This window comes from Enterococcus villorum (genome assembly GCF_007990225.1).
Classification (GTDB): Bacteria; Bacillota; Bacilli; order Lactobacillales; family Enterococcaceae; genus Enterococcus_B; species Enterococcus_B villorum.
Genome location: NZ_BJWF01000003.1, coordinates 39,470 through 62,115 on the forward strand (window position 1 = coordinate 39,470; position 22,646 = coordinate 62,115).

Sequence of the window (22,646 nt, forward strand, 5' to 3'; positions counted from 1 at the left end):
GTGGAAAAACATCTTTTATTTCAAATTTTTCGCAGCTATCAGCATTTTTTCTAATGCTTCTTGCCATGTAGGGATCACAAATCCTAAGTCTTCTGCTTTTTTGAGACTCATCACGGAATATTGTGGACGAACTGCTTTTTGAGGGTACTCTTCAGAAGTTACAGGAGCCACTTCAACATTTGTATCTTTTAAAATTTCCTTTGCAAACTCATACCAAGAACAACTATTTTCATTCGATAATTGGTAAATACCATATGGTGCTTGGTTTTCAATGACGTAAACCATAAATTCAGCCAGTGTCCGAGTCCAAGTTGGACGACCGAACTGATCATTTACAACTGTCAAACGATCATGTGTTTTTGCCAAACGTTGCATCGTAAAGACAAAGTTATGTCCATAAATACCAAATACCCATGAAGTACGAATAATATAGTAATCCTCAAGTATTTCTTGTACTGCTTGTTCTCCTAGTAATTTTGTACGTCCATACTCATTCAATGGATTGGTTGGGTCGTCTTCTTGGTATTCTTCATCTTTCTTTTTGCCATCAAATACGTAGTCGGTACTGATATACACTAACTTTGCATTCACTGCTTTTGCAGCAAGTGCGACATTTTTAGTCCCATCTACATTGATCTTTTCATCTAATTCTTTACCTTCTTCTTCCGCTTTGTCAACGGCTGTATAGGCTGCACAATGAAAAATAATTTCTGGTTTTAATTGAGTGATATAGGCCATTGTTTTGTCGGCATCCGTAATATCCAGCTCGGCAGCATCTGTGGATACATAAGATAACCCTTTTTCATCTAATAAATGTCTTAGCTCTGTTCCTAGCTGTCCATTTCCTCCAGTTAATAAAAACATTCTTATCTCTCCTCATTTTTATTTTAAAAAAGGGTCTGCAACAACTGTCACAGGTCCCCTTATATATGCCAATACATGATGAAACAAACACTTTTTCGTTGTCTATTTCTTTTATTCTTTCTGTCACTATCTCACTGTATTGAACTTGATTCTTTTTACTTTTTGATCTTTAGGGTGAAATAGATGAACTAAAATGACTGATTACTGACCATTTTGGGCGTAAGCTGCTTCTACCGCTTCTTTTTCTTTCTTCCACCACTCTTGGTGTTCTTCGTACCATTTGATCGTATCAGCTAAGCCATCTCGAAAATTAGTAAACTCAGGTTTCCAACCAAGCTCTTCGCGTAATTTTGTTGAATCAATGGCATATCTTAAATCATGCCCCGCACGATCATTCACATGATCATACGCATCTTTTGGTTGTCCCATCAATTCCAAAATTAGTTCCATTACTGTCTTATTGTCTTCTTCACCATCTGCACCAATTAAATACGTTTCACCAATTTTTCCTTTGGTTAAAATCAACCAAACAGCAGATGAATGATCATTTGTATGGATCCAGTCACGAACATTTTTTCCTTCGCCGTATAATTTTGGACGAATACCACTTAGAATATTTGTCACTTGGCGTGGAATAAATTTTTCAATGTGCTGATAAGGTCCATAATTATTAGAGCAATTAGAAATCGTTGCTTGTAAACCAAAAGAACGCACCCATGCTTTTACAAGCAAGTCAGATCCAGCTTTTGTTGAAGAATAAGGACTTGATGGATTATACGGTGTTTCAGCTGTAAATTTTTCGCCTTCACCTTCACCATGACCTGGCAAATCTTCACGCAAAGGCAAATCGCCATAAACTTCATCTGTGGATACGTGATGATAGCGAACATTGTACTTGTGACATGCTTCTAGTAATGTATAAGTACCGATAATATTCGTTTGGACAAACGGAAAAGGATCTTTTAAAGAGTTATCATTATGAGATTCAGCCGCATAATGGACGACAGCATCAGCATTTTTGACTAAACGATCAACAAGTTCTGCATCTGCAATGTCACCGACAACTAATTCCACTCGATCACTCGGTAATCCAGCTAAATTTTCTTTATTTCCTGCATAAGTTAATTTATCCAAAACTGTGACATGAACCTCTGGATGATGATTCACAACATAGTGAACAAAGTTTGAGCCAATAAATCCGGCACCACCAGTAACAATGATATTTTTCATACCAAATTTCTCCTTACTTAAACGTTAAGTTTCACCATAAACAAATGGATTTTCTGCTTCAAATTCTTTCAAAGTCGGATGGTTATGGTCTTTTTCAGACATGATTGCTTTTGAAAGATCAATTGGCCAGTCAATCGCTAAATCTGGATCATCAAATGCAATCCCACCATCCGCTTCAGCATTGTAATAGTTGTCGCATTTATAAAGGAAATTGACATTTGGTGTCAACGTCACGAAGCCATGAGCGTAGCCTTTTGGAACTAAAAGTTGACGATGGTTATGTTCGGATAAGATAAAACCTTCCCATTTTCCATAAGTGGGGCTCCCTTTTCTAATATCAACAATAACATCCAAAACTACTCCAGAAGTAACACGAATCAATTTTGTCTGTGCTGCTTCACCTTTTTGAAAATGCAAACCACGGATTACACCAGCTTCTGCAGATAGCGAATGGTTGTCTTGAACAAAGTCAAATTCCAATCCATGTTCAGCAAATTTTTCTTTAGAATAACTTTCTGTAAAAAAGCCACGATGATCACCAAAAACATCCATTTCAATGATTTTAACATCTGTTAATTTTGTATCAGTTACTTTCATTCCTTAAGACTCCCTTACTCGGCAGCCAACATTAAAAGATATTGGCCATATTGATTTTTTTTCAATGGTTGCGCTAAAGATAATAATTGTTCTTTATTAATATATCCCATTCGATAAGCAATCTCTTCTAAACATGCTACTTTAAGGTTTTGTCGTTTTTCAATTGTTTCGATAAATGTGGATGCTTCTAGTAGTGATTCATGGGTACCGGTATCTAGCCAAGCAAATCCTCTCCCCATTAATTCGACAGAAAGGTTCCCTTTTTCTAAATAAGCTTTATTTACATCAGTGATCTCTAATTCTCCACGTTCTGATGGTTTGATACTTTTGGCAATTGAAATCACATCATTATCGTAAAAATACAAACCTGTTACAGCATAGTTTGATTTTGGATTGGCAGGTTTTTCTTCAATTGATAATGCCTGCATATTCTCATCAAATTCTACTACACCAAATCGTTCAGGGTCATTAACATGGTAGCCAAAAACAGTTGCTCCGCTTTCTTTTGAAGCAGCTCGTTGTAGCATTTTAGATAGTCCACCGCCGTAGTAGATGTTATCTCCTAACACAAGACAAACACTATCATTTCCGATAAATTCTTCACCAATAATAAAAGCCTGCGCTAAACCGTCTGGGCTTTCTTGCACGGCGTACTCAATTTTTAATCCCAATTCATTTCCATTACCAAATAATTCTTTAAAACGCGGTGTATCTTGAGGTGTAGAAATAATTAAAATTTCTTTAATCCCTGCTAACATTAGTGTAGACATTGGATAATAGATCATTGGTTTATCATAAACTGGCATCAACTGTTTTGAAGTTGCCTTAGTTAAAGGGTACAAGCGTGTTCCGCTTCCCCCCGCAAGAATAATTCCCTTCATGAATAAAAAGTCTCCTTTTTTGAATTTACTTTGTTATTATCTCATCAAACCTGTTATTTGTCATGAAATTATTGACGTTTTAACTATCTTTTTATTAATGATTCTTCCATTTTCTTTCAATGAGTGCTTTTATTAAGTTGATTCTCCAAGCAATTTTTTGTTTTAATTTCGACTGAGTCTTAATTTCACTGGCATTAAAATCGTGCCTACGATAAAGCGTTAGCGGCTCCCGAAGAAAACTTACGTGTCTTCCTCCAAGCATGCCAATCCACATATCATGCATCGGTACTTTCGCAGGAATAGGCAAGATTTTCTCTTTTAAGGAAGAACGAAATGCCATACCTGCACCAATATAGTGACTCCGAATAAGGTTATTAAGCCAACCTTCCTGCGAATGACGATATTCAAAATAAGAAGGATGAATCTCTTTGAGCTGACTATCTACAATCACTAAATCACTAACTACAACTAATTGATCCGGATGCTCGGAAAAATAGTTCGTTATCTTCGTAACTTTATCTGGGAGCCAAATATCATCTTGGTCTGCTAAAAAGATGATTTCTCCACGTGATTGTTGGATCGCATGACTAAAGTTCGCAATTAAGCCTTGTCTAGGACCTTCAATAAATTTTATTCGATGATCTTTTTTGACATATTCTTTTATTATTTTACAAGTCATATCGCTTGAACCGTCATCTGAAATAATTAATTCGTCATCCGATGAAAGTTGTTTTAAAATACTATCTAATTGTTCTCTTAAATATCTACCTCCATTGAAGGTAGCCATACAAACCGATCGCACAAATTCACATCCTTCAAATTTCAACAAATGATCGTAATGTTAACCGCCATATTTTTCGATTTTTGACAGTTAAAAATTGTTTTATCGTCCGCAGAAACAATTGTTTACGATGCTGTGTCAGCATCTCTTTGTCATAAGTTTGGTAAAATTGATTTTCAGCTTTTAGAATGGACTGATATCTGGATACTGAAACTTTTTTATAATCAAGAACTGAAAGATCATGTTCCATTTGTTCAGATAATACAAATACGGACTTTTTTAGCTGAAAAATTGTCCAAAAAATCCAATGATCCAAAAAATCAAGGGGGAAATTTAAATTGAACCCCCCCATCTTTTTTAAAAACACGGTAGAAAAAACAGCACCAGAATTGATCGCCATGATCCGCCTTGAAACGATTTGTGAGTGATCAACACTTTTGAATTGACGGTTAATGTAGTGATCGGCGTATACTGGCGATATTTGTTTGTTTTGGTCATAAATCATCGGAACAGCTGCCACCAATTCCTCAGTCCACTCGATATTTAAAATGGTATCAAAATACGTCGTCGGCAACCGACTGTCTTGATCAAGCGTCACAAAATAGCGAATACTTTTTTGGGCACGAGCTAATGCGTAATTATATGCAGTAGCTAGACCAGGATTCGCTGAATTATGATAATAATGGATAGACTCATTTACAAATGATTGAACTTCTTGAGCTGTTTGACTATTATCATACAAGATAAGTTGAATTTTTCCCTCATGAATAGCTTTCATCAGAATTTCAAAAGACGGGGATTGACTAAAATGTTGTTGGTATAAAACCATAATTACTAATATTTTAGGTGCCATCAAAAGAAAGTCCACCCCCACTTATTGAAAAACTTTACCATTGAATGCAGGAATATTCGAAAAAGCTTAAAATTACGGTGAGCGCCTTTCCCGTATAAATGTACAATTGAGTAAAACGGTGTATAAAGAAGTTTGTCTCCTGCTTTTTCAAACGTCAAACAAAGATCATTGTCTTCAAAATACATAAAATATCGCTGGTCAAAGCCATTGATTTTTTGAAATTTTTTTACATCAATCACCATAAAGCTACCAGAAATCATTCGCACATAACTATTTGTAGTCTCTGATAAATCACGGCACTCAAACATTGCTAACCGTTTTGCAAACAATTTTTTGACAAATTGAACTGGGACAAAACGTAACATGTAGTCAAAAACATCTAATTTTTGGCGAATCAAGTGTTGCGTTGTGCCATCTTCATTTAATATTTTAGGCACTAACATAGCACATTCTGGATGTTCCTGCAAAAGCTGAACTAACTCAATGATTGTTTCTTCCTCTACCAACACATCTGGATTGAAAATGACCGCATAAGAAAACTCACTTGTTAATAAATTATGATTATGACCGTAGCCAAAACCCATGTTTTCTTGATTGAAGTAGATACTGATAAAGGGATGGACGAGATATTTTTTCAAACTTTCTTGGTATTCAAGAGATGAATGGTTGTCAAAGATCATTATTTCAATCGTCGGTTGGTCTTTTATGCTCGCAATCAGCGTATCCAATGTTTGAAAAATTTTTTGACTATTTGCTGTAACGATGCTAATTAAAATCGGTTGTTCTTGATTTTTTTTCATTACCGTTTCGTCCATTTCTTCTTATATTTCTGCATAACCTGCGTTCGATATTCTTTATTTCCCAAAAAGCGCAACGTTTTGAGAATATATTGATGTTTTTCATTGATTAAACCAATCAGTTCAAATAATAAAATAGCAGCAAATAACATGGAAATAATCAAAATGATCGAACCAAAATGTCCAGTATAGTTCATAATCATGGCTGTAAATGAAAACATCAACGCCATCGCATAAATTGTTAAAACAGCACCTTTATGCGTAAATCCCAAACTCAGCAAGCGATGATGCAAATGTTTTTTATCTGCCGTAGAAAAAGAAACACGATTGGCTTTTCTGCGAATAATGGCAAAAAAAGTATCCGTTACTGGGACCCCCATCACAATTAGCAATGAAATAGAAGAAACGAACGTAACATTTTTCAATCCCTGTAAGGAAAGAACGGCCATCATAAACCCTAAAAATAAAGCGCCCGTGTCACCTAAATAAATTTTTGCAGGATAAAAGTTATAAGGGAAAAAACCGATAATGCTAGCTACCAGACAAAAAATGACAATCGGTATGTAAACTGTAGAAGAATGCAAAAAAAAGTAGCCGATAATACCGATAGTAATTAAACCAATTAATGAAACACCGGTAGCCAATCCATCTAACCCATCAATTAAATTAACTGCATTCGTAATGCCAAAAATCCAAAAAATAGTAACAGGAAAACTAAGCCAACCTAATTCGATATGTCCAAAGAATGGTATGGTGACTGAATCAATATGGACATCCGCAACAAAATAAACAATCAATGCAGCCAATAAGATACCCACCGTTTTTTGTTTTGGTGTCAACTCAAATTTATCATCTAGTACCCCAGTCACGATAATCACTAGCGCCGCTAATATGATGGGCAAGATATAGAATTTGGGAATAATTTCTTGAAAAAACACCAAAGTAGATACAACAAATGAAACAAAAATGGGTAATCCACCAGCTGAAGGCATAGGAATCTTATTGATACGCCTTTCATTTGGTTTATCCACCATTCCAGTTTGAACAGAAATAATTTTAAATATTGGAGTTAATATTAACGATAACAATATCGTTGAAAAAAAACGAACGACCATACTAAATGAAACAAACATATCGGCACCTACTTTAATCTAAGAATCATAAAAATATTATAAAACACTGTCTTTATTTTACAACAAGAACTCTTATTTCTTATTTTTTTTTATGAGAAATTTTATTTTTTAAGCGTATCAACCACTTATTTGTAGGATCTCGCCTCTTTTTTATTTCATTTCCTGTTATGTATTCTTGCACAACAGCATTGATAATTCCGCCAAGGATCATAATCGTCGCAGCAAAATTAAGCCAGAGCATTAATACAATAAAACTTCCTATGATTTGATACCCACTGACTCTTGTTGCAAAATATTTCGCATAGAGCCCAAACACTTGAGACAATAACATCCAACCGATAGTAGCAAAAATCGTTCCTGGAATCACGGCCTTTAGTTTTAACTGTGCATTTGGCACAATCAAATAAATCAAAAACATAATGATAAACAATACAATTAATGTAATCGGCCATTTTAACGCCTGGAATTGGATGATCACATTTCCAGAAAATTTAAAAATAGGTTGTAACGCTTCTAAGATCAATTGTCCTAACCCTAAAAAGAGGGTGACTCCACTAATTGCAATCATAAATAGAAGAATGACAATCAATGAAAAGAAACGAACGACTAAAAAGTTTTTTCTATTCTCTACTCCATAGGCTTTGTTCATTGCAATTTGCAATGCATTAATACTCTGGCTAGCAGACCACAAAGCAGCCAAAGCAGACAATGATAACAGACTGCCTGAGCTTTGTGTTAATAAGTTCTTAATTGCAGGACCAATAAACTGATAAATAGTTTCAGGTATCACTTGACGAAGATATGTCAATACTGTTTCTTGATCGATATGGAGAAACGGTAAAATATTGCCGAATGCGATGATTAGAGGAAACAAAGACAGCAACAAATAATAAGCTACAACAACAGAAGTCGTTCCCAATTCTGAATCTATCATCCGTTTTTGTGTTGTTTCAATAAAACGCATCAAATTTTCATTTCGCTTTAATTTCCCCAATAGTTTCATAAATTTCTCCTATATCGTCGATTTAATGCCTCAGTACGTACCTTCTTCGCCTTGAGAAGTTAGAATTCTTGGGCCATTCTTTGTAATTGCTAATGTATGTTCATATTGGCAAGATAAGCCACCATCTCTTGTATAAGCGGTCCAACCATTGGGATCCATTTTCATTTTCCAAGTTCCAGTGTTGACCATTGGTTCAATTGTAATAACCATTCCTTCTTTTAGGCGTAACCCTTTTCCAGCTTCGCCATAATGAGGTACTGCTGGTTCTTCATGGATGGTCGGTCCAACGCCATGGCCAATGAAGTCTCGAACAACAGCTAAATTTTCTCCTTCGACATAGCTTTGGATAGCATGTCCGATATCACCAATGCGGTTTCCGACTTGAGCTTGTTCGATCCCTAAGTACAATGCTTTTTTTGTCACCTCCATCAAACGATCAATTTCAGGAGTTGATTCCCCAACAACGTATGCCCAGCAAGAGTCTGAAATTCCACCTTTTAAGTCAATACACATATCTACTTTTACCAAATCGCCATTTTTTAACGGTTTTTTCCGCGGAAAGCCATGACAAATCTCATCATTGATACTGATACATGTCGCATATTCGTATCCTTCAAATCCAATTTGAGCAGCAATGCCTCCATGGCTTTCAATATAGTTACGTACAAATACTTCAATATCCCAACTTGTTACTCCAGGCTTAATAAAATCACGTAGATTCTTATGTACATCCGCTAGCAATGCACCAGATTCAGCCATCGTCTCAATTTCTCGTGCTGATTTTAATGTAATCATCTTCTCGTCTCCTTTTTACAAATCTCTCCTATTTTACCATAATGGTTGATATTTCGCCAAATCTGATTCTCATAATTAGACATGGCTTATTTTCTTTTAGTAAAGGTTTTGGTATAATTTATAACTGTTAATAATCTTTCTATATAATAAACAGGAGGTACCCCCCATGGCTTTAGCAAAAATTGTTTATGCAAGTATGACTGGCAACACGGAAGAAATTGCCGATATTGTAGCAGAAGCATTTGAAAATTTAGATATAGATGTTGAAATCAATGAATGCACCCAAGTGGATGCTGATGAATTTGAGGATGCAGATATATGTGTGGTCGCAACGTATACATACGATGATGGTGATTTACCAGCTGAGATCGTAGATTTATATGAAGATTTACAAGAACTTGACTTATCTGGAAAAATCTATGGCGTTTGTGGTTCCGGAGATACTTTTTATGATGAATTTTGTAAATCAGTTGATGACTTTGATTTAGCTTTTGCAAAAACTGGTGCTACTAAAGGAACTGATAATGTGAAAGTTGATTTAAACGCAGAAGAAGAAGATATTGAAAAACTTGAGGCATTTGCAAAAGAACTTGTGGCAAAATTATAATCTTTCTAGGCAGAAGTACCTATACTTAGTTATACGCTTCTGTCTTTTTTTATAAAACAAACTACTTCCTTCTTTTTAGGAAAAAACTTTCGTTCAGGTGAAAAAATGAAAAAAACAAAAAAAATTACCTATGAGTTGCTAGATTTGATTAAATTTATCGCTGCGATATGCGTTGTTGGTATTCATACATTTCCTCATGACGGAACAGGAAATGATATAAGAATTTTTTTTAGATTTTCAGTTCCTTTATTTTTTATCATATCAAGTTATCTTTTATTTTCTAAATTAACCTATACGGACAAAAAAAAAGATTACTTTGTTATTAAGAGATATAGCTTGCGTATTTTAACTATGTATTTATGCTGGTTAATCTTTTATTCACCCTATATTATCAATCGTTTAGAAAGCATTATAAATCAGCCTGATCTTTTCAAAAACGGCCTTATTCTTCTTTATTCCTTAGTTTTGGGTTACGTACCGTCTATAGGGGTTAGCTGGTTTTTAATGGCCATCGTATTTGGAGTCATTGTGACTTATTATGTTGCTATGTATTTAAGTGATAAATTCTTAATTATACTAGGTATCTTATCTTTTGGGATCGGCTTAGCCACCGCCACTTATGGTAAATGGTATTTTGCACTTACATTCATCCACAAGATACCATTAGCTACATCTGTTCCCTTTTCATTAGTTTCTACAATCTGTTACATCATTATCGGTTATTTTTTAGTAAAATATAACCGATTCGGGCGCACATTTTCTAACTTTACCATGATCATCCTTTCGCTATTGTTTTCTATTTTAGGTTATTTGGAAGTCAAATTTGCACAATCCCTAGATTTCTATTATGATAGTCAAAATTTTATCTTTCTGCCTTTTATTGCCGTCTGTATATTTTTATTCATTATAAATAATCCACAAATTAAAATACCATATGCTACTTTTTTCAGAAAAGCAAGTATCATTATTTACTTAGCACAAAATCCGATAAAATTCATTTTATTTAAATTTGGACAGACGAACCAGATTGACTTGTTAAGTACAGACAATGTCACTGTTTATATCACCCAATGCTTTCTATTACTATTCATTTCTTATTTAATAATCGAACTTAGCAAATACAATCAGTTGCGTTTGTTAAGAAAACTATCCTAGAAACAACTTTATCTAACATCATAAAAAAGACGAGTCACGCTGGAGAGAGGAAGCATGGCTCGTCTTTTTTAATCTTTTAGAAGCATTTTTTCAATTTCAAAAAATCAATGTGTAAACATCAGAGAAAGGGATACAGCTATTACAGTCATATGAATGAATCAGTCTACTTTAACCGGTTTTTTTTGATTTAAAGTGGCATCGATGCTATCTTTCATCATTTTTTCAATTTGCTCATGTGTTGGGTGAATGATATTTGACGACATCAATGACGCTAATCCTGTAGCAATGATCCAAGTTGTATTATGCAAAGACTCGATCTGTTCATCAGATAAATCAGCATATTCTGGATCTCTTTTAACCGTCTCAACAAAATAATGATAAGAGAAGTTTTGCATCTCACTTCCCCCGCCATATTGTTCTAAGTACAAGGAACTATATAACTTTTTCTCTCGATTCGCAAAATCAATATAATTGATAGCTAAATCAATAATTGTATTTCCTGTATGTACAACTGGGAATACTTCATATTTTAAGTAATCATAAATTTGAACAAATAATGCTTGTTTCAAATCCTCCATGTTTTTAAACTCAAGATAAATCGGTTGGGTTGAACAATTCATCTTATTTGCAATATTTCTAGCTGTAAACCTTGAAAATCCCTCAGTAGTAGCTACTTCAAAAGCAGCTGCCAAAATCTGATCTTTTGTGATCGTCTTTTTTCTTGCCATATTTTTTTAATCTCCTTGAAATTATTTATAACGCTTCCACCATTGATTAATTTAATTGTAACACGATTATTTTGTTATGCACAACTTGTTTTTTTATTTTTGAAAAAATACTTAAAAAAACTGTCAATTTTACATAATAGATTGATTATTTATGAAGAAAAACTAGTTTTTATATCTAAATAGAGCGATTGTGTCTCTATTCATTAAATGTTATCATACAAATAGTTGCTAAACGAAGAATGAGGAGGAAATGAAATATGTTAGAAAATTTTAATGAAAATCTTGAAAAATATGCACGTTTGATTGTTGAAACTGGAGTAAATGTAGAGAAGAACCATACTGTCGTTCTACAAATTAACGTGGATCAAGCCCCCTTGGCACGTTTAATTACAAAAGAAGCTTATCGTTTAGGTGCGGCAGAAGTCATCGTACAGTGGACAGACGATGTTATCCAAAAAGAATTTCTTACTCACGCTGATCAAGACCATCTTGAAACAGTTCCACACTATAAAGTCGACCAAGTAGATGATTGGATAGCTAAAGGCGCAAGTAGGATTAGTGTCGTTTCTGCGAATCCAGATGCATTTGCTGGTGTAGATGGTAAAAGGATAGCTACTTATCAAACAGCAGCCGGAAAAGCAATGATAAACTTAAGAAAAGCAACCCAAGCAAACAAGGTTAGTTGGACAGTCGTTGCTGCTGCTGGAAAAGAATGGGCTGCTAAGGTTTTCCCTCATTTACCAGAAAATGAACAACTTGATGCTTTATGGGACCAAATTTTTAAGACTACTCGTATTTATGAAGAAGATCCTGTACTCGCTTGGAAACAACATGATGAAAAACTAGCGAAAAAAGCAGCCGAATTAAATAAGGAACAATTCACAGCATTACACTATACAGCTCCTGGAACAGATATTATTATTGGATTACCTAAAAATCACCTGTGGGAGGGGGCTGGAAGCTACAATGCACGTGGCGAAAAATTTATGGCAAATATGCCAACCGAAGAAGTATTTACTGCCCCTGATTGTCGCCGAATTGATGGTTATATTTCTAGTACAAAACCCCTTAGTTATGCCGGCACGATCATTTCAGGAATGAAATTTACATTTAAAGATGGAAAAGTCATTGATTTTTCTGCAGAACAAGGACAAGAAGTATTAGAATCGTTACTTGATACAGATGAAGGCGCTCGTTCATTAGGTGAAGTAGCGCTCGTTCCAGACCCTTCTCCAATTTCTCAATCAGGGATTATTTTTTACAATACACTATTTGACGAAAATGCCTCAAATCATTTAGCACTAGGTTCTGCCTATGCCTTTAGTGTTCAAGGTGGTACTGAAATGACTGATGAAGAACTTTTGGAAGCTGGACTTAATCGTAGCCAAACCCATGTTGATTTCATGGTAGGTTCTAGTCAGATGAACATTGATGGTATCCGTGAGGACGGTTCTACTGTACCAGTATTCAGAAATGGAGATTGGGCTTGATTTGATAGATGAGAAATTTTGAAAAGACCGGTCTGAATCAAGAATTAAAGAAGAATTCAATCAATTTTCTTCCGTTTTTATATGGATAACTATACTCCGAAAAATTAATAGAGGGTCAACTCATTGACGGATGAGTTGACCCTCTAAACTTAGTATATTTTTCATGAATAAAATTTCATCTAACATCTGTTATTTGTGTAATGAACTTCTAGCTGATGAATGAGATGTTAGCTCTATTCATCCTATCATAAAAAATACTTATACCAGCTATTCATAAAATTTATTAAAATAATTCCTATTATTTGATAAGATTAATAAAAAATGTATTTGAAATATTAAATAAAAAATATTCTGGAGGATCACATGCCTTTTATCGTCTATTTTTTTATTTTATTATTGACTCTTTACATTCCTTTGCCTACAGCTTTATTGTTTTTTCATCGTTTATCAGATCATCATGATACAATGACGTTGACGATGAAACTCTTTTTATTATTTTTGGTCTATTGGGATTATAAATTCAGTTTTTATTGTATTTATAACTGCAAATTAAATAAACGTAGTTATTTATATCTTAGTTTTATCAACCTAGTTGAATTAGGGATACATATTTTCTTACTTTTCACTTACAAAACAATTGGTTTAAGTATTATTTGTCTAAGTCAATTATTGTTACTTATTTGTATGTTCACTTTTCCGTTATCCAAAAAATTCCGACAAACATTGTTTCATTAAGAACTCTAATAGTTACCAATTGTTTATATAGAGTCATCCCTAATATGAAATATTTCTTGTTTTTTCATCATAATAATACAATAAAAGAACTTACTAAATAGTGAGTTCTTTACTATTTAGTAAGTTTCTTATATATTTTTTTAAGTCAAGAATGCATACAACAAGCATACAGTTCATTCATTTATTTCTAACTATCTTATGGTATGTATCAATTGCTTATTTATAAAAAAATTGAAGAATCATTTTCAATACACAATCAAGCTTATTCTTTCTACTTTATGTTTAAAATACAGAGGATACTAGAATGGAATGGATTTGATTCTTTTTTTCGGATAAAACAATTAATTTGTTTCAACTTGTACGAAGAATTTTTGATCTTCTGTTCCTTGCCAAGTAGAAGTAAATAACGAGTGATGTCCTGCACCAAATCGAGTAATTACTCTGCCACTTGTCATATTTTCAATATAGTAGGTTGGTTGCCCATCGTATTCACCTGCTGAAATTAAACGCCAATGACAGTCATCGCCAATAGTTGAAAGCAAGTTAATTGTTCCATTTTCATTAGCTGTTTCACTCACTTCCCCAAGGTAACCTGCTCCTAATATGCTAAGATGTGAGATCATATAAGCTTGATAAGGACCTGCATAGATCATCGCCCATTTCTGAGTGTCTCGATTTTCAAACGAAGACAAAAGAACATCTAATCGATTGGTAGTATCCAATTCTATTGCTTTTGACTCATCTGTGACACTTCTGAATGAGACAAATTTTCCAGAAAATCCACCTGTTTCTACTTCTGCTGCGCTCACGACTGAATTACCTAAAACTACGCCAAATAAACCAATCAAGAAAGCACTAAATAACCATTTCGTTAAATTTTTCATTATCTATCCTCCAATTTTTTCTAAATTTTTATTTTAAAATATGCTATTTACATTTCCTCCTTTCACTACAAATATATCATAAATAAATAAAAAAATATTATTTTATAATCAGATTAGACAAAAATATTATTACAAATATCTTTTTAATAAATAGATAAAAACAATAAATGAATAACAAACACAAAGAATCACTTAAATATATACGTCATTTTTAAATATAATTATATAACACTCTATAGAAATACACCTTAATCTAGAGTAACGCTTACACAATGTTTAAAAAAATAAGTAGAATAAAATATTATTAAGTGAATATAGAAGAAGGATTATTTTTTATTTTAGAAAGAAAGCAAATCTATAAAAAGTTATCTTAAAAATAATCAATAAATATCTCTTTTTTCAGACGATCCAAAAATTTTCTACAAATTCTAGATCCCATTGATAAACTTTCCAAAGATTAGTTGAACAATCCAAGTTATAACGTAACTTTGGCTGATAGTCACTATGACGACAACTATAAGTAATCAAAATTGAATCAGTTCGTCCAACAGAAGGGCAGAATCCTACTCCCTTTTATGAAATAAGAAAGAGAGTGGAACAATCAACAGATTTTTCTAAACATTGTTCTCACTCTCTATTTTTACGTTCCTGACTAATTATTACACTCTTTTAAACAACTACTCTCTATCAATGAAAGAAACATTTTACATCTCCTTCTAATCAAAAAAACACCAAAGCAATTTTACATATGTATGAATAGACAGCAACGGATGATAGATAATAATAACAAGGAGTTGACTTCACATCCTTGTTCTTAATATTTCCGTTGCTGTCTATCGAAGCTTAATTAAACAATGTGGAAGATTTCCTCCCATCGTTTATTTTGTCGAAGTCCTGTTTCCTAATCTTTCGGCACTATCATAATATCAGTGATAAATGGCTAAAAACCGCCAAATAATTGGCGGCTAACTTAGTAGCCTTAAATTCGGAATTTCCTTTTGACTATTTTCATAAGAAAAGTTGTATCCTGTAACTTTTTCTACCTCATCTTTTGGCAGTTTAAACAACTGAAATAACTCATTTTTAGAAATTACATTGTTGTTAACAATCATTTCGATAACCATTTTCAATAGTTTTGGTTTTTCTATAGGCATTGCATCATCGTAGGGCTCTTTAGTTCTCCATTTATTAGCAGAAATTCTTTTATTCAAATACAAACGTTGGTCATCATTAATTAAATTCAATGAATATGTTTTATAAATCATCGCCTGAATTGATACTTTCCAGTATTTTTTTAAATCTACATAATAATCTAGCGAAGTAGACAACAGAGAATCAGTAAATGCTTGAGAAGGTAATAAAAAATGAGAGGCAAACAAATTAGCTTGCATTTCAATAACGTTTTTAAGGTCTTGGGCAGAATAGTCATGTATGCTTTCAATACTGTTATGCAATAAAATATGACCTAATTCATGTGCTACATTAAATCGACGTCTAACTGCTGATTCACTATTATCAGTAAGCATTATAAATGGTCTATCAACAATCCAACGCGATACCGCATCTAAAGTTTGATTGGACATATTTGCTTCGGCAATAACAATACCATTTTTTTCAGCAACCTGAATCAAATTATTTATTGGAGAGCTTAAATCTAACTCCCATTTTTTTCTCAACTCATTTGCTTTCTTTATGATATCATCTTCGGTTATATCGTAGATATCTTTCTCTAATATATCTGGCAAATTTAATTTAGGAAAATTCACATATGATGATAATTTTCCGTATATATCAAACAAATATTTCAATCTTTCTTTTTGCATGTCTCTAACACGTTTAGTCGATGCAGTTTGACTTCTGAAAAAAGTAGCTCCTGTAGTAAATTCTGAAACTTCATTTGAAAAAAAACTTCTAGGAAAGTTCAAGACTGATAATATTTTTAATAAACTTTCAGCTTTTGGAATAGTTTTGCCAGACTCATAATTTGATATCATTTGTCGGGACAAACCTGCTCTTTCTGCCAACTCTTTCATCGTCATCCCTCTAGAGATACGAGCTGACGTTAATTGCTTAGGATTAAACGCTGTCCTTTCTTTCATCTTTTTCTACACCTCTTCTTATGAGCTCTTCGGCTTCGGACGTGAAAGTCAGTTGTAATTCATCAATAATTTCCTTCGGATTTTCTAATACAACTGGAGAATTAGTGATATCAATTTGATCGATCCATGATAACGTTCCATACTCTTCACTAACTTCAGGTAATCCCAACTTCACAAAATCTAATTTATGATTTTTCCCTCCATAAGTCAACAACAAAAAAGGAGGGTTTTGTTGATTGTATTCAGCATTCAAGTCTTCAGGATCAGTGAATATATTATATTGCTTATTCAACAGGCTACCACGATCCCTAAAAACTGCTTTTCTAGGAACTGCATATGGACTAGAAACTTTTGCTGGCGTTAGTATTCCACCTTTAACTTCAACTAGTAAATATGTATGTCCATTTGAGTATCTGCTACTAGACTTATCTGCAATTTCGTGGGAGATACTCGAACTCTGTAATACTTGTTTCAAGCCTACATCTACCAAACCATGTCTAACATATCCCTTTACCTTGTTCATTTCAGGCCTTTGAAATACCCTTTTCTCGTAAAATAAGATCATCTAAAAATCTATATGCTTCTTTTATACTTAAAGATAGAATTCCCGATAGTCTTGGATCACAATTATCACGTAAATGATTCTGTAAAATTTCCATAAAAGACCTCCTGAGATTAACAATATGTATACTATGTTAATAGTTTGCCTTTTTTTATTTATATGAAATGAGATTCCCATTAAGATATGCTTCTGAAAACTCTATCAGTACTTCAGACTTCATCCGCTATATACTTCTTTCTGAATAGCCCATCGCAAGGCTAATCCTATAATTTATGAATCTATCTAGCACGCAGAAGCTGCAATAGATTATTTTACGATTAATCCATTAAAGCTGTTAAAATCATCTCTCTCTGCTTCTATATCCATCATCTGGATAATCGACTCTTCTGTTTTATTGCCACGCTTCGAAGCTTTTTATCTTCGCATTGTTCGAGAGCTTGAAGATCAGGATAAAGAAAAAATCAATGCTGTATTCGATAGTTTATATAAAAATGATAACTAGTTTGGCACTTTTTGGCACAAATATAGAACAAACCCCTGTACCGTAAAGGATACAGGGGTTATTTTTACGTTCCTGACTGGAATTGAACCAGCGACCTATCGCTTAGGAGGCGATTGCTCTATCCTACTGAGCTACAGGAACAATTTCAATGATATTATTTTATCTTGTTTAGGAATGACTTGCAAGCTTCTGTGTGAAAAATCATTTTGTTAAGAAGCAAAACTTTTCCATAACCGACTATCAGATGATAAAATAAATCTACATTATATAGTAAGGAGGTTTTATTTATGCACGACAAGCCAAAGGAGCAAGTATATGCTGAACGTTTTGATGCATCAAAAAACGAACGTGAAAAGCTAAGTAAAGAAGCAGTCAAAGAACATGAAGATGAAAAACCTCAACAAAAAGAAAGTCGAAAATTCAAGTTCACTAAAAAAGAAGAGTTGCTATAGTACAAATTCGTTCTCAATTCACGAAAGAATGCTTAGAATTAAGGATTTTTTCCCATGTGATTAAACCAGAAACACTCCAAACATTTTTTTAAGTTTGGAGTGTTTCTTTGAAGTTATCCGGTTGTTTCTCAACCTTTTTGACGGTATTCAACAACCAGCTTCTTCAAATAAGCCTGAATTTTTCAAAATATGAAATGCTATTTCAAAAAATTCTTTCTTATTTCTTCGAAGCTAACCAGTTGTTTCTCAACCTTTTAGAAATAATCATTTAAGATTGGTTGTTGACTTGGGAAGCATTTACCGATTTCTAAGAGAGAATCTGTTGAAAGTATAATCTGATTAAAAAATGCAAGTTCTTCGATTTTTCGATACCCCATCAATAACTGGGTGACGCTCTGAATTGTTCCACTTATAACTGGTAAACTTGTTTCTTCCACTTTTTTGATATTGATACTTTCATTCGTAACAGCTATTTCAAATATTCCTTCATTCCACTTGGCATAAGTATCTTCTGTTATTTCAAGGGCAAAACTGAAATTTTTTTCTGTGAAAGGATATTCGTTTAAAAATAATTCCACATCAACGATTCTTCCCATCATGTACGGGGTAATACTCATCTTAGCAAATGGATTTTTTAGTAAATAGTTTTTGTCACTTCCTGAATACCCACAAGAATATTCAAAAGAATCAAAGGCCCCACTATGTGAACTGACAAATCTCACTATTCCACTGAATGCTTCATGAGTTAAATACCCCCATTCGACAACGACAAATTTAGGAGCAGTTAATTGATAAACAACATACCCTTTCACTTCTCCTATTTCATCATAATATAAAGCATAATGATTTTCTTTTTTTTGTTTAAATTTATAAGTGTACCACCAATCTTCTCTGCTCAATCCCCCACGCTGATTTTCAGGTATTTGTCTATAGATCATTTCGATTACTTTTTTCGCCTGTTCAAATGTCGTACGTTTCATTTTCCCAGAAGTTTTTTTCACATTTGGTACGTCACGACTATCCAAATGATAGTGGATTTTATCAAACAATTGTTCATAACCATATCGACGGTAAAATGGGTAAGAAAAAGGGGCTAAGTAAGAAAGGCTGACTTTTCTTTCACGACAATCCTTTAAAATTCTTTCCATAATTTGATTAATTCCGCCTTGTCCTCTAGCCTCTGGATAAGACGCCACATAACCAATGCCTGCCATTAAGTATTTTTTACCGTAAAAGGTAACAGAAAAAGGGGTAGCCATTACTTGACTTGTTAGTCGTTTTTCTTCATCAAAATAACCATAATTCCATGAATTTTCAACAATCATTTGGAAACGTTCGCGTCTTTCAGGTGTATCCTTTGCGTTAAAGGCATAGGTTGCTAACTCAAACATTTCCTCTTTATAAGCATTTTTTAATTCTTTTACTTCATTTGCCATTTTTTTGTTACCCCTTCCATCAAAAACAATAAAAAATTGTGACAAGTTTAGCGATTCAATCATAGTCACTTTATCAAAATAAAAAGTTTATTTCAATCAATCACTATTTCCTTGAATTTACTTATACTTGTCACAACTTTCTTTTTTATATCCTTTATCTCTTTCATAAGAAGTCAGCGCAAAACAACGACGCCTCCTAAGTTTCAAAATCAAACAGTCCTTATAAAAGCTAATAAGTTTCTTCGATCATTACTAACATCTTTTTAAATCGTCTTTTTTTAAAATACATCAATAAAGTTCCTAAAATCATATCATTTAATTTTTGTAGCATCCCATATGATTCCATTTTTTCCGTGTACCGTACTTCGCAGGACTTGTCATCTAGTGGTTTAATCTGATAGTGTACGACAAAATCATTTTTTGTGGTAGACGTTCGAAATTTATACGACTGATTTTCAATAACCTCTTCGATTTTGATTCGAGCTCGGTTATTTTGTGAGAATTGTTTGACGTATTCAAGATTTTTTAATTGTTTACGAGTCACCGATTTTCCAGTCTCTTTACGTACATCAAAAAGGACAGATTCTATCACTTTATCATAGAAAAAGGATGCCGGAATATTTAATTTTCTTATAATTTCCATCAGCTATTTTTCCCCTTTGCTTCTTCTCTTTTTTTCCCTTTCAAAAAGAAATATATACCTAAACCTGCCAGAAATAATCCCGTAACCATACTATATAAATCATAGTTTTGTGAACCAGGATTTAAAGAATATAATACAATCAATGAACCAATACTACATAAAAATAAGCCGTTTTTTATCATTTTGAACCCTTCCTATCTTTCAACCACGTTTCTGACTAAACTGCTGCTGCTTGAAAATACAAGACAGTTCCCCATGGTTGTGCTTTGATTAACTCTTTTGCTTTTTGGGCAGCTGCTTCTTTATCATCTGCACTTGTTTCAAAGAACAACTTAATTCCTTGTTTTTCTTTAAAAGTATACGAAAGTCCATCTTCGTTATAACCTTCTAGTAACTCTTTAATTGCATCTTGTTGCATCGCACTTGCAATGGAAATCATAAATCTTCCTCCTACATAATTTTTAATGGAGCAGAAACATAAAAAATGTTTCTGCTCTATCTGTTCGTTTATTATTGTTCGCCGGCTGCGGGATCCATCTTATTCGCTGAAATAACAAATGGTGCCCAGATTAAGAATGTCACAACCATACATACTAATGTAACAATAGGAGCGCGCCAGTCAGCTCCAGTAGCTAAGAATGAGAGCAAGAATGGTGGAACAACCCAAGTAACTTGTTGCGATACTGGTGCCACCAAACCGAGGTAAGTTGCTACCCAGCCGATTGCTGTTGCTACAACAGGTGCCACTAAAAATGGAATAAACATAATCGCATTTAAAACAATTGGCAATCCGAACATGACTGGTTCATTAATGTTGAAGATACCAGGACCGATTGATAATTTAGCGACAGTTAAATAGTCTGCTCGTTTAGAAAGCAATAAGATGGCAATTAGCAGAACAATGGTACCACCTGATCCACCAAACCATGCAAAAGCATCAAATGAACCACGAACCCACATATACGCCTTTCCATCTTCAATTGCATCTAACACAGCGGGTGTACCCGTTTTTCCATTGTATCCTTTTTGGAAGATATCAATATTGATCAATTGGGCTTGTCCCCAAATTCCTTCCAATACTGGAGCTAACACGTTTGGTCCATGGATACCAAAGAACCAGAAAACCTGCACAAAAATAGTAACAATCAATACTGCTCCAATTCCCTGTGATAAGCCTAAGAAAGGTTCAGCAATGTATTTTTGAACCAAATCAATGATCAGTTGACCATCAGCAATACGACCGACGATATAATTAATAATTGCAATGATATATAAAGCAATTGTTGCTGGTAAAATAGCTGCAAAAGCTTTTGATACTGCCGGAGGTACAGAATCTGGCATCTTGATCGTAATATTCGCTAACATTAGTTTACAGAAAATAATAACAGAAATAGCACCCATAATCATTACTGTAAAATAAGCATTTCCATTTAAATGATCAAGTTTTAACCAACCCCAAAGTCCTACTGACAAGGTTCCATCCGCAATCGTAGCACCTAATTCTGTTCCATTGATTGCATCGGCAATGTTTTTTGGTACATCTACATTTAGTGCTGCTGACAACGATGGTCCAAAAGCAATACCTTGGATAAGAGTAGCTAGCCCCACGATTCCGCCAGCTAAATCATTTACACCATACGCTCTTGCAAGATTGTAACCCCACGAAAAAGCAAAGATCAATCCCGCAATGGCCAATGTTCCATTCCAGACAAATCCATTGATCCCAATAATTACATTTAATACTGCGAAAATCCCCTTGTCTGCTGCTAAACTATCCGCATACGTACTAATAAATTGTTGTGGCAAATCTCGAATAATTGCATTGATCATTACCGCAACTGATCCTGCCATGGTTGCAGGCAAGGTACCAATAAAGGCGTCACGCAAAGCAACTAAATGTTTTTGCGCACCAATTTTTGCGGCAACGGGTAGGATGTATTTCTCCATCCAACTTGTTAATCCGTTCATTTTTTCTTTCCCCCTATAAGTTATTTATATAAAGATTAATCTCCTTATACCAAATTAAAAAATCCGTTCAAAATTTTTCTTCTTCCGTTCAAAAAAGAAGGTTCTTATTTTCCCTAACAATATTTATTCGCTATCCATCCGACGATAAAGTTCAATGATCTCTTCTGCTAAATCTGTAAAAGCAATTGAAGTCATCAAATGATCTTGACTATGGACTGTCAATAAAGTTACTTGTACATGATTTCCTTGTGCTTCTTGTGTCAGCATTTGCGTCTGCGAATGATGCGCTTGAACCAAAGACTCTTTTGCGTCCACTATTTTTTGGTCCGCTAGTTCAAAATCACCTTTTTTCGCAGCAGTAATCGCTTCCATTGCATCGCTCTTAGCGTTTCCACCAAACATAATTAATCCCATGATGGCTTCAAGATTTTGTTGATCTTCCACTTTCTTT

Annotated in this window: 26 protein-coding genes, 1 tRNA gene and 2 pseudogenes; 6 read left to right on the plus strand and 23 right to left on the minus strand. The window is 33.9% G+C overall.

The annotated features are described in order from the left end of the window. Positions 1–15 precede the first annotated feature (15 nt). From rfbD to map, 10 genes are all read right to left on the minus strand, one after another. The gene (gene rfbD, locus EVI01_RS02235) at positions 16–864 is read right to left on the minus strand and encodes a dTDP-4-dehydrorhamnose reductase (protein ID WP_010751443.1); all 849 of its coding nucleotides are present in this window, start codon (positions 862–864) and stop codon (positions 16–18) included. A gap of 201 nt (positions 865–1,065) precedes the next feature. Further along, complete coding sequence (rfbB, locus tag EVI01_RS02240) at positions 1,066–2,094, minus strand: dTDP-glucose 4,6-dehydratase (protein ID WP_010751444.1); 1,029 nt, start codon at positions 2,092–2,094, stop codon at positions 1,066–1,068. Between the two features lie 24 nt (positions 2,095–2,118). Beyond that, positions 2,119–2,691 (minus strand): dTDP-4-dehydrorhamnose 3,5-epimerase, encoded by a 573-nt coding sequence (gene rfbC / locus EVI01_RS02245; RefSeq protein ID WP_010751445.1) that lies wholly within the window; start codon positions 2,689–2,691, stop codon positions 2,119–2,121. 14 nt (positions 2,692–2,705) lie between these two features. Next, positions 2,706–3,572, minus strand: a complete 867-nt coding sequence (gene rfbA / locus EVI01_RS02250) for a glucose-1-phosphate thymidylyltransferase RfbA (RefSeq protein ID WP_010751446.1) — start codon at positions 3,570–3,572, stop codon at positions 2,706–2,708. 94 nt (positions 3,573–3,666) lie between these two features. After that, on the minus strand, positions 3,667–4,374 hold the full coding sequence (locus EVI01_RS02255) for a glycosyltransferase family 2 protein (RefSeq protein ID WP_010751447.1): 708 nt from the start codon (positions 4,372–4,374) through the stop codon (positions 3,667–3,669). A gap of 13 nt (positions 4,375–4,387) precedes the next feature. Beyond that, positions 4,388–5,206, minus strand: a complete 819-nt coding sequence (locus EVI01_RS02260) for a glycosyltransferase (protein ID WP_010751448.1) — start codon at positions 5,204–5,206, stop codon at positions 4,388–4,390. Then, complete coding sequence (locus EVI01_RS02265) at positions 5,206–6,006, minus strand: glycosyltransferase (RefSeq protein ID WP_010751449.1); 801 nt, start codon at positions 6,004–6,006, stop codon at positions 5,206–5,208. Before EVI01_RS02265 ends, EVI01_RS02260 begins: the two co-directional genes overlap by 1 nt. Continuing rightward, positions 6,006–7,136: a glycosyltransferase family 4 protein gene (locus tag EVI01_RS02270; RefSeq protein WP_010751450.1), complete on the minus strand. Its 1,131-nt coding sequence runs from the start codon at positions 7,134–7,136 to the stop codon at positions 6,006–6,008. Before EVI01_RS02270 ends, EVI01_RS02265 begins: the two co-directional genes overlap by 1 nt. Before the next feature lie 79 nt (positions 7,137–7,215). After that, a complete protein-coding gene (locus EVI01_RS02275) occupies positions 7,216–8,139 on the minus strand; it encodes a YihY/virulence factor BrkB family protein (protein WP_010751451.1) in 924 nt (307 codons plus the stop codon). A gap of 30 nt (positions 8,140–8,169) precedes the next feature. Further along, positions 8,170–8,934, minus strand: a complete 765-nt coding sequence (gene map / locus EVI01_RS02280) for a type I methionyl aminopeptidase (RefSeq protein ID WP_010751452.1) — start codon at positions 8,932–8,934, stop codon at positions 8,170–8,172. 166 nt (positions 8,935–9,100) lie between these two features. Between map and EVI01_RS02285 the strand changes: the two genes are divergently transcribed. Further along, the gene (locus EVI01_RS02285) at positions 9,101–9,541 is read left to right on the plus strand and encodes a flavodoxin (protein WP_010751453.1); all 441 of its coding nucleotides are present in this window, start codon (positions 9,101–9,103) and stop codon (positions 9,539–9,541) included. A 105-nt stretch (positions 9,542–9,646) separates the two neighbouring features. After that, positions 9,647–10,696 (plus strand): acyltransferase family protein, encoded by a 1,050-nt coding sequence (locus tag EVI01_RS02290; RefSeq protein WP_146811509.1) that lies wholly within the window; start codon positions 9,647–9,649, stop codon positions 10,694–10,696. A 158-nt stretch (positions 10,697–10,854) separates the two neighbouring features. Here EVI01_RS02290 and EVI01_RS02295 read toward each other — a convergent pair whose 3' ends face one another. Beyond that, entirely contained in the window at positions 10,855–11,424 is a 570-nt protein-coding gene (locus EVI01_RS02295; RefSeq protein WP_010751455.1) for a TetR/AcrR family transcriptional regulator, read from the minus strand. A gap of 257 nt (positions 11,425–11,681) precedes the next feature. On the opposite strand from EVI01_RS02295, the gene EVI01_RS02300 reads away from it, so the two are divergent. Both EVI01_RS02300 and EVI01_RS02305 read left to right on the plus strand, forming a co-directional pair. Beyond that, the gene (locus EVI01_RS02300; protein WP_010751456.1) at positions 11,682–12,914 is read left to right on the plus strand and encodes an aminopeptidase; all 1,233 of its coding nucleotides are present in this window, start codon (positions 11,682–11,684) and stop codon (positions 12,912–12,914) included. A gap of 363 nt (positions 12,915–13,277) precedes the next feature. Next, the gene (locus tag EVI01_RS02305) at positions 13,278–13,649 is read left to right on the plus strand and encodes a hypothetical protein (protein WP_010751457.1); all 372 of its coding nucleotides are present in this window, start codon (positions 13,278–13,280) and stop codon (positions 13,647–13,649) included. A 341-nt stretch (positions 13,650–13,990) separates the two neighbouring features. Here EVI01_RS02305 and EVI01_RS02310 read toward each other — a convergent pair whose 3' ends face one another. The 5 genes and pseudogenes from EVI01_RS02310 to EVI01_RS14215 form a co-directional block, all read right to left on the minus strand. Then, positions 13,991–14,533 carry a ricin-type beta-trefoil lectin domain protein gene (locus tag EVI01_RS02310; RefSeq protein WP_010751458.1) on the minus strand — a complete coding sequence of 181 codons (543 nt, stop codon included), beginning with the start codon at positions 14,531–14,533 and terminating at the stop codon, positions 13,991–13,993. Between the two features lie 965 nt (positions 14,534–15,498). Continuing rightward, a complete protein-coding gene (locus tag EVI01_RS02315; RefSeq protein ID WP_010751459.1) occupies positions 15,499–16,632 on the minus strand; it encodes a helix-turn-helix domain-containing protein in 1,134 nt (377 codons plus the stop codon). Then, on the minus strand, positions 16,610–17,155 hold the full coding sequence (locus EVI01_RS02320) for a hypothetical protein (protein WP_010751460.1): 546 nt from the start codon (positions 17,153–17,155) through the stop codon (positions 16,610–16,612). Before EVI01_RS02320 ends, EVI01_RS02315 begins: the two co-directional genes overlap by 23 nt. A gap of 1 nt (position 17,156) precedes the next feature. Next, on the minus strand, positions 17,157–17,291 hold the full coding sequence (locus EVI01_RS13980; protein ID WP_010751461.1) for a hypothetical protein: 135 nt from the start codon (positions 17,289–17,291) through the stop codon (positions 17,157–17,159). A gap of 54 nt (positions 17,292–17,345) precedes the next feature. Then, positions 17,346–17,608: pseudogene (locus tag EVI01_RS14215) on the minus strand (ArpU family phage packaging/lysis transcriptional regulator); the annotation flags it as partial. A 1-nt stretch (position 17,609) separates the two neighbouring features. Between EVI01_RS14215 and EVI01_RS13985 the strand changes: the two are divergent. Then, a pseudogene (locus EVI01_RS13985) lies at positions 17,610–17,696 on the plus strand (tyrosine-type recombinase/integrase); the annotation flags it as partial. A 67-nt stretch (positions 17,697–17,763) separates the two neighbouring features. Here the strand turns inward: EVI01_RS13985 and EVI01_RS02330 are convergent. Continuing rightward, positions 17,764–17,837: transfer RNA gene (locus EVI01_RS02330), tRNA-Arg, on the minus strand. 146 nt (positions 17,838–17,983) lie between these two features. Between EVI01_RS02330 and EVI01_RS13595 the strand changes: the two genes are divergently transcribed. After that, complete coding sequence (locus tag EVI01_RS13595) at positions 17,984–18,148, plus strand: hypothetical protein (RefSeq protein ID WP_010751462.1); 165 nt, start codon at positions 17,984–17,986, stop codon at positions 18,146–18,148. 254 nt (positions 18,149–18,402) lie between these two features. Here the strand turns inward: EVI01_RS13595 and EVI01_RS02335 are convergent, their stop codons facing one another. From EVI01_RS02335 to EVI01_RS02360, 6 genes are all read right to left on the minus strand, one after another. Beyond that, a complete protein-coding gene (locus EVI01_RS02335) occupies positions 18,403–19,584 on the minus strand; it encodes a GNAT family N-acetyltransferase (RefSeq protein WP_010751463.1) in 1,182 nt (393 codons plus the stop codon). A 229-nt stretch (positions 19,585–19,813) separates the two neighbouring features. After that, the gene (locus EVI01_RS02340; protein ID WP_010751464.1) at positions 19,814–20,227 is read right to left on the minus strand and encodes a DUF3284 domain-containing protein; all 414 of its coding nucleotides are present in this window, start codon (positions 20,225–20,227) and stop codon (positions 19,814–19,816) included. Further along, positions 20,227–20,409, minus strand: a complete 183-nt coding sequence (locus EVI01_RS02345; protein WP_010751465.1) for a DUF3188 domain-containing protein — start codon at positions 20,407–20,409, stop codon at positions 20,227–20,229. Before EVI01_RS02345 ends, EVI01_RS02340 begins: the two co-directional genes overlap by 1 nt. Before the next feature lie 35 nt (positions 20,410–20,444). Then, a complete protein-coding gene (locus tag EVI01_RS02350; RefSeq protein ID WP_010751466.1) occupies positions 20,445–20,666 on the minus strand; it encodes a hypothetical protein in 222 nt (73 codons plus the stop codon). A 71-nt stretch (positions 20,667–20,737) separates the two neighbouring features. Next, entirely contained in the window at positions 20,738–22,195 is a 1,458-nt protein-coding gene (locus EVI01_RS02355; protein ID WP_010751467.1) for a PTS sugar transporter subunit IIC, read from the minus strand. 123 nt (positions 22,196–22,318) lie between these two features. Next, positions 22,319–22,639: a PTS lactose/cellobiose transporter subunit IIA gene (locus EVI01_RS02360; protein ID WP_010751468.1), complete on the minus strand. Its 321-nt coding sequence runs from the start codon at positions 22,637–22,639 to the stop codon at positions 22,319–22,321. Positions 22,640–22,646 lie beyond the last annotated feature (7 nt).